Annotated in this window: 11 protein-coding genes; 8 read left to right on the top strand and 3 right to left on the bottom strand. The window is 67.0% G+C overall.

Annotated elements, in window-relative coordinates:
• Positions 1 to 38: 38 nt before the first annotated feature.
• The 5 genes from atpA (at position 39) to HGK58_RS11960 (ending at position 5,264) form a co-directional block, all read left to right on the top strand.
• On the top strand, positions 39 to 1,676 hold the full coding sequence (atpA, locus tag HGK58_RS11980) for a F0F1 ATP synthase subunit alpha (RefSeq protein ID WP_168627855.1): 1,638 nt from the start codon (positions 39 to 41) through the stop codon (positions 1,674 to 1,676).
• A 45-nt stretch (positions 1,677 to 1,721) separates the two neighbouring features.
• Complete coding sequence (locus tag HGK58_RS11975) at positions 1,722 to 2,621, top strand: F0F1 ATP synthase subunit gamma (protein WP_168627854.1); 900 nt, start codon at positions 1,722 to 1,724, stop codon at positions 2,619 to 2,621.
• Between the two features lie 25 nt (positions 2,622 to 2,646).
• Positions 2,647 to 4,161 (top strand): F0F1 ATP synthase subunit beta, encoded by a 1,515-nt coding sequence (gene atpD / locus HGK58_RS11970; protein WP_227411675.1) that lies wholly within the window; start codon positions 2,647 to 2,649, stop codon positions 4,159 to 4,161.
• Between the two features lies 1 nt (position 4,162).
• Entirely contained in the window at positions 4,163 to 4,426 is a 264-nt protein-coding gene (locus HGK58_RS11965; RefSeq protein ID WP_168627853.1) for a F0F1 ATP synthase subunit epsilon, read from the top strand.
• A 97-nt stretch (positions 4,427 to 4,523) separates the two neighbouring features.
• The gene (locus tag HGK58_RS11960; RefSeq protein WP_168627852.1) at positions 4,524 to 5,264 is read left to right on the top strand and encodes a peroxide stress protein YaaA; all 741 of its coding nucleotides are present in this window, start codon (positions 4,524 to 4,526) and stop codon (positions 5,262 to 5,264) included.
• Positions 5,265 to 5,270: 6 nt separating this feature from the next.
• Here the strand turns inward: HGK58_RS11960 and HGK58_RS11955 are convergent, their stop codons facing one another.
• Positions 5,271 to 5,783: a methylated-DNA--[protein]-cysteine S-methyltransferase gene (locus tag HGK58_RS11955; protein WP_168627851.1), complete on the bottom strand. Its 513-nt coding sequence runs from the start codon at positions 5,781 to 5,783 to the stop codon at positions 5,271 to 5,273.
• A gap of 104 nt (positions 5,784 to 5,887) precedes the next feature.
• On the opposite strand from HGK58_RS11955, the gene HGK58_RS11950 reads away from it, so the two are divergent.
• On the top strand, positions 5,888 to 6,850 hold the full coding sequence (locus tag HGK58_RS11950) for an aldo/keto reductase (RefSeq protein WP_168627850.1): 963 nt from the start codon (positions 5,888 to 5,890) through the stop codon (positions 6,848 to 6,850).
• Between the two features lie 77 nt (positions 6,851 to 6,927).
• Here the strand turns inward: HGK58_RS11950 and HGK58_RS11945 are convergent, their stop codons facing one another.
• The gene (locus HGK58_RS11945; RefSeq protein ID WP_168627849.1) at positions 6,928 to 7,833 is read right to left on the bottom strand and encodes an NADP-dependent oxidoreductase; all 906 of its coding nucleotides are present in this window, start codon (positions 7,831 to 7,833) and stop codon (positions 6,928 to 6,930) included.
• Between the two features lie 68 nt (positions 7,834 to 7,901).
• On the opposite strand from HGK58_RS11945, the gene HGK58_RS11940 reads away from it, so the two are divergent.
• Both HGK58_RS11940 and HGK58_RS11935 read left to right on the top strand, forming a co-directional pair.
• A complete protein-coding gene (locus tag HGK58_RS11940) occupies positions 7,902 to 9,635 on the top strand; it encodes an ABC transporter ATP-binding protein (protein WP_168627848.1) in 1,734 nt (577 codons plus the stop codon).
• An 80-nt stretch (positions 9,636 to 9,715) separates the two neighbouring features.
• Positions 9,716 to 11,641, top strand: coding sequence for an ABC transporter ATP-binding protein (locus HGK58_RS11935; protein WP_246865570.1), 1,926 nt, complete (start codon positions 9,716 to 9,718; stop codon positions 11,639 to 11,641).
• 4 nt (positions 11,642 to 11,645) lie between these two features.
• Here the strand turns inward: HGK58_RS11935 and HGK58_RS11930 are convergent, their stop codons facing one another.
• The gene (locus HGK58_RS11930) at positions 11,646 to 12,692 is read right to left on the bottom strand and encodes a hypothetical protein (RefSeq protein WP_168627847.1); all 1,047 of its coding nucleotides are present in this window, start codon (positions 12,690 to 12,692) and stop codon (positions 11,646 to 11,648) included.
• Between the last annotated feature and the right edge of the window lie 88 nt (positions 12,693 to 12,780).

The following is a 12,780-nucleotide window of genomic DNA, read 5'->3' as shown; positions in this document are numbered from 1 at the left end:
CACTTCAGGGGCCTAGCCCCGCACGAAAGGGTACGACAATGGCAGAACTGACGATCAGCCCGGAGGAGATCCGCGGCGCGCTGCAGGACTTCGTGAAGTCCTACGAGCCGAACAAGGCCGCAACGGCCGAGGTCGGCACGGTCATCGACGCCGCGGACGGCATCGCTCACGTCGAGGGGCTCCCGGGCGCCATGGCGAACGAGCTTCTGCGGTTCGCCGACGGCACGCTGGGCCTCGCGCTCAACCTCGACGAGGACGAGATCGGCGTCGTCGTGCTCGGTGAGTTCACCGGCATCGAAGAGGGCATGGAGGTCACCCGCACGGGCGAGGTTCTCTCGGTCCCCGTCGGCGACGGCTACCTCGGCCGCGTGGTCGACCCGCTCGGCAACCCGATCGACGGTCTCGGCGAGGTCGCAACGGATGGTCGCCGCGCGCTCGAACTGCAGGCGCCCGGCGTCATGCAGCGCAAGAGCGTGCACGAGCCGCTGCAGACCGGCATCAAGGCGATCGACGCGATGATCCCGATCGGCCGCGGCCAGCGCCAGCTGATCATCGGTGACCGCCAGACCGGCAAGACCGCTCTTGCGATCGACACGATCATCAACCAGAAGGCGAACTGGGAGTCGGGCGACACCGACAAGCAGGTCCGCTGCATCTACGTCGCGATCGGCCAGAAGGGCTCGACCATCGCATCCGTCAAGGGCGCGCTCGAGGACGCCGGCGCGATGGAGTACACCACCATCGTCGCCGCCCCGGCATCCGACGCTGCGGGCTTCAAGTACCTTGCGCCGTACACCGGCAGCGCGATCGGCCAGCACTGGATGTACCAGGGCAAGCACGTCCTGATCATCTTCGATGACCTGTCGAAGCAGGCTGAGGCCTACCGCGCCGTGTCGCTGCTGCTGCGCCGCCCGCCGGGCCGTGAGGCATACCCCGGTGACGTGTTCTACCTGCACTCGCGCCTGCTCGAGCGTTGCGCGAAGCTGTCGGACGAGCTCGGCGCCGGATCGATGACCGGCCTGCCGATCATCGAGACCAAGGCGAACGACGTCTCGGCGTACATCCCGACCAACGTGATCTCGATCACCGACGGCCAGATCTTCCTGCAGTCCGACCTGTTCAACTCGAACCAGCGCCCGGCCGTCGACGTCGGAATCTCCGTCTCGCGAGTCGGCGGTGACGCGCAGCTCAAGTCGATCAAGTCGGTCTCCGGCACTCTCAAGATCGAGCTCGCCCAGTACCGCGCGCTCGAGGCGTTCGCGATGTTCGCATCCGACCTCGACGCCGCCAGCCGCCGCCAGCTCGCGCGAGGCGCCCGCCTCACCGAGCTGCTCAAGCAGCCGCAGTACTCGCCGTACCCGGTGGAGGACCAGGTCGTCTCGATCTGGGCCGGCACCAACGGGAAGCTTGACGAGGTCCCGGTCGAGGACATCCTGCGCTTCGAGCGCGAACTGCTCGACCACCTCGCACGCAACACCAAGGTGCTCGACACGCTGCGCGAGACCAGCAAGCTGGACGACGACACCATCGCGACCCTGGACAAGGAGGTCGACAAGTTCAAGCTGGAGTTCCAGACCAGCGAGGGCAAGTCGCTCATCCAGGCGGGCCACGAAGAGTTCGAAGAACTCGACGAGGAAGACGTCAACCAGGAGCAAATCGTCAAGGCACGCCGCTGAACCGGCCACCTGAGACCGCACGAGTAACACGAGAAGAGTAGGGACATGGGAGCGCAACTTCGGGTCTACCGGCAGAAAATTCGTTCTGCCCAGACGACCAAGAAGATCACTCGGGCCATGGAGCTGATCGCCGCTTCGCGCATCCAGAAGGCGCAACAGCGGGTCGCGGCCTCAGGACCGTACTCGCGTGCGGTCACGCGTGCGGTCTCGGCCGTCGCGACGTACTCCAACGTCGACCACATCCTCACCACCGAGCCGGAGAAGGTCGAGCGCGCTGCGATCGTCATCTTCTCCTCGGACCGCGGTCTCGCGGGCGCGTTCAACGCGAACGTGCTCCGCGAGGCTGAGGAACTCGCGAGCCTGCTGAAGAGCCAGGGCAAGGACGTCGTCTACTACCTCATCGGCCGCAAGGCTGTCGGGTACTTCGCGTTCCGCAAGCGTGCCACCGAGGAAGCCTGGATCGGCGGCACCGACACCCCCAAGGTGGAGCTCGCTCGCGAGATCGGCGATGCCCTGGTGTCGCGGTTCATCCAGCCGACGAGCGAAGGCGGAGTGGATGAGATCCACATCGTCTACAACCGCTTCGTGAGCATGCTGACGCAGACCCCCGAGGTCGTTCGTCTGCTGCCGCTGGAGGTCGTCGAGGGTGTCGAGGAGCCCGGGGAGCGCGAGATCCTTCCGCTCTACGAGTTCGAGCCCGAGGTCGACGCAGTGTTGGACGCGCTGCTGCCGGTCTACATCGAGAGCCGCATCTTCAATGCGCTCCTGCAGTCGGATGCGAGCAAGCAGGCGGCGACGCAGAAGGCGATGAAGTCGGCGAGCGACAACGCAGACAAGCTCATCCGGGACTACACGCGCCTAGCCAACAACGCGCGCCAGTCCGAGATCACCCAGCAGATTTCCGAGATCGTCGGCGGCGCAGACGCCCTCGCCTCGGCCAAGTAACCTTCTTTAGGAGAATAGGGAAGCCATGACCACGACAGCCCCCGCTGAGAACAAGAAGCCCGCGGCGCGCAAGCCCGCGGCATCCCGGGCGAAGAAGGCCGACCAGCTGCCGCTCGACAACTCCGGCATTGGCCGCGTCTCGCGCGTCACCGGCCCGGTCGTCGACATCGAGTTCCCGCACGATGCGATCCCCGACATCTACCAGGCGCTGAAGACCACCGTCACCATCGGCGACGACGCGCACGAGATCACCCTCGAGGTCGCGCAGCACCTCGGCGACGACGTTGTACGCGCCATCGCTCTGAACCCGACCGACGGCCTGGTCCGCGGCCAGGAAGTGCGTGACACCGGCGCCCCGATCTCGGTTCCCGTCGGTGATGTCACCAAGGGTCGCGTCTTCAACGTCATCGGCGATGTGCTGAATGCCGAGCCAGGCGAGACCATCGAGATCACCGAACGCTGGCCCATCCACCGCCGGCCCCCGGCGTTCGACCAGCTCGAGTCGAAGACCCAGCTGTTCGAGACCGGCATCAAGGTCATCGACCTGCTCACGCCGTACGTGCTCGGTGGAAAGATCGGCCTGTTCGGTGGTGCGGGCGTCGGCAAGACCGTCCTCATCCAGGAGATGATCCAGCGCGTCGCGCAGGACCACGGTGGTGTGTCCGTGTTCGCCGGTGTCGGTGAGCGCACCCGTGAGGGCAACGACCTCATCCACGAGATGGAAGAGGCGGGCGTCTTCGACAAGACCGCGCTCGTGTTCGGCCAGATGGACGAGCCGCCCGGCACGCGTCTGCGTGTCGCGCTGTCGGCCCTGACCATGGCCGAGTACTTCCGCGACGTGCAGAAGCAGGACGTGCTGCTGTTCATCGACAACATCTTCCGCTTCACGCAGGCCGGCTCCGAGGTATCGACGCTGCTGGGCCGCATGCCGTCCGCGGTGGGCTACCAGCCGAACCTTGCCGACGAGATGGGCATCTTGCAGGAGCGCATCACCTCGACGCGTGGTCACTCGATCACGTCGTTGCAGGCGATCTACGTTCCCGCGGACGACTACACCGACCCGGCCCCGGCGACGACCTTCGCGCACCTTGACGCGACGACCGAGCTCAGCCGTGAGATCGCATCTCGCGGTCTGTACCCCGCGGTCGACCCGCTCACCTCGACGAGCCGCATCATGGACCCGCGCTACCTGGGCGAGGACCACTACCGCGTCGCGACGACCGTGAAGCAGATCCTGCAGAAGAACAAGGAACTGCAGGAGATCATCGCGATCCTCGGTGTGGACGAACTGTCCGAAGAGGACAAGATCACGGTGTCGCGTGCGCGCCGCATCCAGCAGTTCCTCTCGCAGAACACCTACATGGCGAAGAAGTTCACCGGTGTCGAGGGCTCGACCGTTCCGCTGAAGGACACCATCGAGAGCTTCGACGCGATCGCTCGCGGCGACTTCGATCACGTCGCAGAGCAGGCGTTCTTCAACGTCGGTTCGATCTCGGACGTCGAAGAGCGCTGGGCGCAGATCCAGAAGGAGAACGGCTGATATGGCCGACCTCAACGTGAGCGTCGTCTCGGCCGCCCAGGAGGTGTGGTCGGGTCGTGCGAAGCAGATCGTCGCCCGCACGGTCGAGGGAGAGATCGGCATCCTGCCCGGTCACGAGCCGATGCTCGCGATCCTCGGCGTCGGCGAGGTTCGCGTCACGACCGAGGACGGCGCCACCGTCAGGGCAAACGCCGAGGACGGTTTCCTCTCGGTCGAGCACGACACGGTGACGATCGTGGCGCGCAACGCCGAACTGATCTCCTAGAGGCGCGCACTCTTCGAAATCGGCGGGAACCCTGGGGCTCCCGCCGATTTCGTGTCTCACCACCTGCCCATTCGCCGTCTACCTGCGAGCCGCCACGATGCTGATCCTCCTCCCGCCGTCCGAGACCAAACGCGACGGTGGCGCGCCGGACACGGCGCTGGACCTCGCGGCGCTGCGCTTCCCGGCGCTGACCGAACCACGCACGGCGGTCCTCGATGCGCTGGGCTTGCTCGACGAGGATCCCCAGGTCGCCGCGCGGGCGTTGAAGCTCGGCCCCACCCAGTCGCACGAACTGGAACGCAACCGCGCGATCAACCGGTCGCCCCAGCTGCCCGCCATGGACCGTTACACGGGAGTGCTGTTCGACGCGCTCGACGCGCAGAGCCTGTCGGTCGGTGCGCGGGAGTTCGCCGGTCGCCACCTGGTCGTCCATTCGGCGCTGTTCGGACTCGTCGGGGCGCTGGACCCGATTCCGGCGTATCGGCTGTCGCACGACTCGCGCCTGCCGGGCGTGTCGCTGCAGCGCACCTGGCGGGATGCCATCGCGGCCGAACTGGCCCGGGAGACGTTCGTGCTGGATCTTCGCTCCGAGTCCTACGTCGACATGGGCCCTGCGCCGTCGCAGGCAGCCTACGTGCGTGTGGTGTCCGCCGACGGTGACGGCCGACGGCGTGCGCTGAACCACTTCAACAAGAAGTCGAAGGGCCTCTTCACCCGGGCTCTGCTCGAAGCCGGCATCGAGCATTCGGATGCCGCGTCCCTCACCGCCTGGGCGGCCGGCGCCGGATTCGACCTGACTGTCGCCGACGGCGGCGAGCTGGAGCTGCTTGTCGCCTGAGACCCGTCAGGCTGGCTGGGGGAGCAGCACCCCTTCGTGGGCGAGCAGCCACAGCTTGGTCGGGATGCCTTGTCCGCCCGAGTACCCGATCACGGTGCCGGCGGTGGACAGCACCCGGTGGCACGGCACGATGATCGGCACCGGATTGCTGCGCACGGCCGTGCCCACCGCCCGTCCGGACCCGGCTCGACCGGCCGCCGCGCCGAGAGTCCCGTAACTGATGACCTCACCATGCTCGAGCTCGAGCAATCGATTCCAGATCGCCTGCTGAAACGCCGTGCCAGTCAGCTGCAGCGGCAGGCGAAACTTCCGACGTCGACCCGAGAAGTACTGCTCGAGCTGCTGAACAGCACGTTCGAGCACACGATTGCCCCGCTCCGGCTCACCGTCCCGCGGCAGGGTGCCGTTCGACTCGACTACCAGACGCGTGACGTTCGCCCCGTCGCTGGAGAGTTCGAGCCGCCCGATCGGGCTGTCGGTGCGGACGAGAAAGGACGGGGACGGGGCTGATGCGGTCATGGGGCGACGGTACTCGGGCGTTGTCGCGTCCGGCACGAACGGCCGGTGATCGGCGCACTCCGCGGCGGTCAAGAGCCGTGGTGAGGAGCGGATAGCGTAGGGGAATGGCAACGATCGACTACCGCAATCTCGGCCCATCCGGGCTCCGTGTCTCCACCGTCGGCCTCGGCTGCAACAACTTCGGCCGCGCCCACACGGCAACCGAGACACAGGAGGGCACCGACCGGGTCATCGGCGCAGCGATCGATGCCGGCATCACACTCTTCGACACCGCAGACATCTACGGCCACGAGCGGGGGCTCAGCGAGACGCTCATGGGCAACGCGCTCAAGGGGCGCCGCGATCAGATCGTGCTCGCGAGCAAGTTCGGCATGGACATGGCCGGCGCCAACGGTCCCGACTGGGGCGCTCGCGGCTCGCGCCGGTACATCCGTCTCGCGATCGAGGCGTCGCTTCGCCGCCTGCAGACCGACTGGATCGACCTGTACCAACTGCACGCCCCGGATGCGCACACCCCGATCGAGGAGACCATCGCGGCGCTCGATGAACTCGTCGACGAGGGCAAGATCCGCTACTTCGGCCACTCGAACTTGACCGGCTGGCAGATCGCCGAGGCTGAGTTCACGGCGCGCCTGAACGGGCACCAGCGCTTCATCTCGGCGCAGAACGAGTACAGCCTGCTCTCCCGCGGTGTCGAGAAGGAGGTGCTGCCGGCCGTGCGCCAGTATGGGCTGGGGTTCCTGCCGTTCTTCCCGTTGTACAACGGCATCCTCACCGGCAAGTACTCGAAGGACGGCGGCCCGAAGGGCGCGCGCATCACCGTCATCAAGCCCGAGCTGATGGCGACTGTGAACTGGGACGCCGTCGAGCGCTACCGCGCGTTCTGCGACGAGCGCGGCGTGAGCATGATCGCGGCGACCTTCGCCTGGCTGCTCGCCCAGCCGAACGTCACGAGTGTCATCGCTGGCGCCACGAGCGTTGAGCAGATCGAACAGAATGCCGGTCTGGGCACGCTGTGGAAGCCCACCGCCGACGAGGTCGCCCAGATCACCGCGATCTTCGCCTAGCTCGGCACCCTCGGCAGAGGTTTGTGCCAACCGCAACGGAACGTTCGCTTGCTTTTGGCACAAACCTTTGCGGGTGATCAGAGGAGCAGCACGACCTTGCCCGAGCCGTGGCGAGATTCCAGCTCCCGGAACGCATCAGCGACCTGGTCGAGAGGGAAGGCAGCGCGCACCGGCAGCACCAGGCGTCCATCGGCGAGGTCTGCCGCGAGCTCCTCGAGCTCCGCTGCGGTCTTGCCGCCGCCGCCGACCGTGTTCAGCCCATACGTCTGCGCCGAGGCGCTGTCCGCGATGGTGTTGATGCGTTCCGGCGGGATGCCGAGCGCGAGCCCGGCTTCGATCGACTCGCCCCCGATCGTGTCCAGCATCGCCGTGAACCCCTGCGGCGCGGCTTCGCGCAACCGGTCGAGCATGCCATCACCGTAGGCGACCGGGACGATGCCGAGGCCAGACAGGAAGTCGTGGTGCGCCGGGCCGGCGGTGCCGACGACCTTCGCCCCGGTGCGCAGCGCGAACTGGGCGCTCAGCAGGCCGACGCTTCCGGATGCGCCGCTCACAAACACCGTGTCGGCGTCGCCCAGGCCAAGCGATTGGGTCGACCGCTTCGCGGTGTTGCCGACGAGTCCGATCCCGGCGGCCGCCGCCCAGTCCAGCGAAGCCGGCTTGCGCGCGAGGTTCTTCGCGGGGACAACGACCAACTCGGCCTGCGCGCCGCGGCCGACCCAGCCGAGCACCTCGTCGCCTGCAGCCCATCCGGTGACACCATCACCGACCGCGTCGACGACACCGGCGAACTCGGCACCCTGCAGGCTCGGCAGGGTATGCGACGGCAGGTAGCCGCCGCGACGAACCTTGAAGTCGAACGGGTTCAGACCGGCCGCGCGCACCCGCACGCGCACCGTGCCATCGCCGACCTCCGGATCCGGCAGGTCGACCACCTGCAACACCTCGGGACCCCCGTACTCCGAATAGCTGACCGCGCGCACGCCGACCTCCTTGACTTTTCCCAAGTGTAGAAGCCGCGATCCCACCGCCGGAGTACACTCTCTTCCCTATGCTTCTTCCTCTGCTGGGGCGCTTCCTGAAGCCCCACTGGCCCCTCCTTGTCGCGGTCGCAGCCTTCCAGCTTGCCCAGTCGATCGCGTCGCTGTACCTCCCGACCCTCAACGCCGACATCATCGATGACGGAATCGCCACGGGCGACATCGGGTACATCCTGATGGTGGGCAGCGTGATGCTCGGGGTCACCCTCGTGCAGATCACGGCGGCCATCGCCGCGGTCTACTTCGGCGCCAAGACGGCGATGCTGCTCGGGCGCGACCTGCGCGACGGCATCTTCCACCGGGTGAGCGAATTCTCCGAGCGTGAGGTCGCCTCCTTCGGCGCACCATCGCTCATCACTCGCGCCACGAATGACGTGCAGCAGGTGCAGATGGTCGTGCTGATGACCTGCACGCTGTTCATCTCCGCGCCGATCCTCGCCATCGGCGGCGTGATCCTCGCGCTGCAGCAGGATGTCGGGCTGTCCTGGCTGATGGCCGTGAGCATCCCGGTGCTGCTGATCGCGCTCGGGGCGATCATCGTGCGGATGGTGCCGCTGTTCCGGCTCATGCAGAAGCGCATCGACCGGGTCAACCAGGTGCTGCGTGAGCAGCTCACCGGCATCCGGGTCATCCGCGCGTTCGTGCGCGAGAAGGCGGAGCGGGAGCGGTTCGCGACCGCCAACCGGGACCTGACTGACACCGCGCTGCGCGCCGGCCGGCTGTTCGCACTCATGTTCCCCACCGTGCTGCTCGTGATGAACGTCTCGAGCGTCGCGGTCATCTGGTTCGGTGGGCTCCGGGTCGACGCCGGCGAGATCGAGGTCGGCACGCTCGTGGCCTTCCTGCAGTACCTGGTGCAGATTCTGATGGGCGTCATGATGGCCACCTTCCTTGGCGTCCTGCTGCCGCGCGCCGCGGTCAGCGCCGACCGCATCGGGGAGGTGCTGAAGACCGAGACCTCGGTGACGCCCCCCGTATCGCCGGTGACCGAACTTGGCGTTCCCGGCTCGCTCGAGTTCCGCGATGTGACCTTCTCCTACCCCGGCGCGGAACTGCCGGTTCTCCGGTCGCTGAGCTTCACCATTCAGCCCGGCACGCGCACAGCCATCATCGGCAGCACGGGCGCGGGCAAGACCACTCTGGTGAGCCTGATCCCGCGGCTGGTCGACGCCACCGCCGGCGCGGTGCTGGTCGATGGTGTCGACGTTCGCGACCTCGACCCCGACCTGCTCTGGAGTCTTATCGGGCTCGTGCCGCAGAAGCCGTACCTGTTCTCGGGCACCGTCGCCTCCAACCTGCGGTTCGGCAAGCCGGATGCGACCGACGACGAGCTGTGGGCTGCACTGGAGATCGCGCAGGGCCGGGACTTCGTCGAGGAGCTCGACGGCCAGCTCGAGGCGACGATCGCGCAGGGCGGCACGAACGTGTCCGGCGGGCAGCGGCAACGGCTCGCCATCGCCCGCGCGCTGGTGAAGAAGCCGGAGTTCTATGTGTTCGACGACTCGTTCTCCGCGCTCGACACGGGAACGGATGCGCGACTCCGCGCGGCGCTCAGCAGCAACGTGCACGGCGCGACCCAGCTGATCGTCGCGCAGCGCGTTTCGACCATCATCGACGCCGACCAGATCCTGGTGCTGGAGAAGGGCGAGATCGTCGGGCGTGGCACGCACGATGAGCTGCTTTTCTCGAACGAGACCTACCGAGAGATCGTCTCGTCGCAATTGACCCCGGAGGAGGCGGCGTGAGCTTCAGGGACGAGGCGGAACGCGCATCCGGCGACTCGGCGGATGCGGTCGAGCCCGAGGAGGAGCGTTCGCCCGAGCGACTGCCGAAGGGCGAGCGCGGCGGCTGGAACATGGGTGCGCCGGTCGAGAAGCCGCTGAACTTCGCCCGGTCGCTGCGGCGGCTCGCCGGGCTGCTCAGTGCGGAATGGCTGAGCCTTATCGCCGTCACAGTGCTTGCGATCATCAGCGTCGTCTTTTCGGTCCTCGGGCCGAAGCTTCTCGGCGAGGGCACCAACCTCATCTTCGAGGGTGCGATCTCGAAGCAGCTGCCGGCCGGGGTCACCCAGGAGCAGGTGATCGCCCAGTTGCGTGCGGCCGGCGAGACCCAGCAGGCTGACCTGCTGAGCGGCATGCACCTGGTCCCCGGTGCCGGCATCGACTTCGCTGCGCTCAGCACGGTGCTGCTGTGGGTGCTCACGCTCTACGTGCTCGCGTCGGTGTTCGGCTGGCTGCAGGGTCTGGTGCTCAACGCCGTCGTGCAGCGCACCATCTACACGCTGCGCGCGGACGTCGAGGACAAGATCAACCGTCTCCCGCTCGGCTACTTCGACCGGATGCCCCGCGGCGAGCTGCTGAGCCGGGTCACCAACGACATCGACAACGTGTCGCAGAGCATCCAGCAGACACTGAGCCAGATCTTGACCTCGCTGCTGACGGTCATCGGCATCGCGATCATGATGTTCATCACCTCGCCGCTGCTGACCCTCATCGCGCTGGTCACCATCCCGCTTTCGGTAGTGATCACCGCGCTGATCGCGCGCCGGTCGCAGCCGATGTTCGTGGCGCAGTGGAAGAACACCGGTGAGCTGAACGCGCAGGTCGAGGAGGCCATCACCGGCCACTCGCTGGTCAAGGTCTTCGGCCGGCAACGTGAGGTGGGCAAGCGTTTCGAGGAGAAGAACCAGGAGCTGTTCGAGGCCAGCTTCGGCGCCCAGTTCGTGTCCGGCATCATCATGCCGTCGATGATGTTCGTCGGAAACCTGCTCTACGTGGCCATTGCCGTGGTCGGTGGGCTGCAGGTCGCCGCCGGCTCGATGCGGCTCGGTGACGTGCAGGCCTTCATCCAGTACTCGCGCCAATTCACCCAGCCGGTCGCGCAGCTGGGCAGCATGGCGAACCTGATCCAGTCCGGCGTCGCCTCCGCCGAGCGGGTCTTCCAGCTGCTGGACGCGCGCGAGCAGACCCCCGACCCTGAGCATCCGGCAACCCCCGGCACTCGCAGCGGGCGCCTTGAGTTCCAGGATGTGTCATTCTCCTATTCACCGGACCGGCCGCTGCTGGAGAACATCAACCTCGTCGCGGAACCCGGCAGCACGATCGCGATCGTCGGGCCCACCGGCGCGGGCAAGACCACGCTCGTGAACCTCATCATGCGGTTCTACGAGCTGGACGCCGGGCGCATCACACTGGACGGCGTCGACATCCGGGACATGACCCGCGACGACCTCCGCTCCCGCACCGGAATGGTTCTGCAGGACACCTGGCTGTTCGGCGGCACCATCCGCGACAACATCGCCTACGGCCGCCCGGATGCCACAGAGGCCGAGATCGAGGCGGCAGCCGAGGCCAGCTACGTGGACCGGTTCGTGCGCACCCTGCCCGACGGCTACGACACGGTCCTCGACGACGAGGCGTCCAACGTCAGTGCGGGGGAGAAGCAGCTGCTCACCATCGCGCGCGCGTTCCTGGCCAAGCCGAGCGTGCTCATCCTGGATGAGGCAACCAGTTCGGTCGACACTCGCACCGAGGTGCTCGTGCAGCATGCGATGGCCGCGCTGCGCAGCGACCGGACCAGTTTCGTGATCGCGCACCGGCTCTCCACCATCCGCGACGCGGACCTGATCCTGGTGATGGAGAAGGGACGCATCGTCGAGCAGGGCACCCACGCGGAACTGCTGGATGCGGACGGGGCGTACCGCCGACTTTACGACGCGCAGTTCGCCGCCCCCGTCTCTGACGAGGTGTAGTCGGCTACAGGTCGGCGGCTTCCTGGGAGCCGATGTTGAGGCCCCGCTGCAGCTCGCCGAGGGTCGCGTCGACCTCGCCGAGCTGGATCACCATCTCGTCATACTGGCCCTTGCGGTCCTGGATGGAGGTGAACAGGGCGTCGAGCGCCTTCTGGCGGGAGAGCAGCGCATCCCGTTCCCGGTTGAAGGCGAACGAGCTCTCGAAGTCGCCGCGGTCGGCGCGAGCGTTGAACACATCCACGTCGACGTTCAGCCGCTCGTAGCCGGCCGTGTACGCCTCGTAGTCGGCCTCGATCTCCAGCGCCAAGGCGTCCAGCTGCTCCACCAGCGCACTGGCCTCGGCGCGCAGTTGGGTGAGGACGGTATTGGAGCGCTCGTGCAGGCCGACGACGATGCTGCGGTCGGTGAAGTAGCGCTCGTAGTACTCCTCGAGCTCGGGTGCCAGCTCGCGCACCTCGGTGCCGATGATCGAGTGCAGTTCATTGGCGTGCTGCCCTGGCTCGGTCTTGGCGTAGAACTCCATGCGCGCCTGGAAGCGCTCGTCGTCGGCGAGGGCGTCGAACTCGGCCTCGAGCAGCACCGCAAGGCGATCGCGCTCGTCGGTGTCCATCCGGTCCCACGCCGCATGCAGCAGCTCGTGCGCGGCGGTGACCTCCTCGGCGCCGTCGAGGCGTTCGTCGGTGATGTCGAAGATGAAGATGAGCTTCTCGGCGGGCCGGTAGCAGCCGAGGATGCCGAAGTCCTCGTCGCGGCTCGGGCAACTCGCCTCGAACGCCTCTCCGGAGTTCACTTCCGGCTGGCTCGCGTAGTACAGGTATTCGCCGTGCTCGGTGAGCTTCAGGCGCTCGACATGACCGGCGACGTCCCCGGTGGGTTCGAACTGCCAGACCGTGACGCGGTCCAGGACGTGCTGCGGGTTGTTCGCGGCCCAGATTCCGGCGCCGCCCGCTCCGGCGACGAGAATCGCCACGACCACCCCGCCGACGATCGCAGGCCAGCGCCGCCGACGACGCCGAATCCGCCTGAGGGGTAGTTCGGGGTCGTCGATCATCGGTTCCTTCGGGTGAACTGGCCCGTCTAGGCTACCAGCGGGCGAATCGCGGAACCGCGCGTTTCGGCTTCGTAACGAGTTTGTTGTG

Source organism: Cryobacterium sp. BB307, from assembly GCF_012274275.1.
In the GTDB taxonomy this organism is placed as follows: domain Bacteria; phylum Actinomycetota; class Actinomycetes; order Actinomycetales; family Microbacteriaceae; genus Terrimesophilobacter.
Note: the sequence above shows the minus strand (reverse complement) of the source record. Positions and strands in the feature narration are given on the sequence as shown.

Coding starts and splice junctions, on each gene's coding strand:
- atpA (WP_168627855.1), top strand. CDS start 39: ATGGCAGAACTGACGATCAGCCCGGAGGAGATCCGCGGCGCGCTGCAG.
- HGK58_RS11975 (WP_168627854.1), top strand. CDS start 1,722: ATGGGAGCGCAACTTCGGGTCTACCGGCAGAAAATTCGTTCTGCCCAG.
- atpD (WP_227411675.1), top strand. CDS start 2,647: ATGACCACGACAGCCCCCGCTGAGAACAAGAAGCCCGCGGCGCGCAAG.
- HGK58_RS11965 (WP_168627853.1), top strand. CDS start 4,163: ATGGCCGACCTCAACGTGAGCGTCGTCTCGGCCGCCCAGGAGGTGTGG.
- HGK58_RS11960 (WP_168627852.1), top strand. CDS start 4,524: ATGCTGATCCTCCTCCCGCCGTCCGAGACCAAACGCGACGGTGGCGCG.
- HGK58_RS11955 (WP_168627851.1), bottom strand. CDS start 5,783: ATGACCGCATCAGCCCCGTCCCCGTCCTTTCTCGTCCGCACCGACAGC.
- HGK58_RS11950 (WP_168627850.1), top strand. CDS start 5,888: ATGGCAACGATCGACTACCGCAATCTCGGCCCATCCGGGCTCCGTGTC.
- HGK58_RS11940 (WP_168627848.1), top strand. CDS start 7,902: ATGCTTCTTCCTCTGCTGGGGCGCTTCCTGAAGCCCCACTGGCCCCTC.
- HGK58_RS11930 (WP_168627847.1), bottom strand. CDS start 12,692: ATGATCGACGACCCCGAACTACCCCTCAGGCGGATTCGGCGTCGTCGG.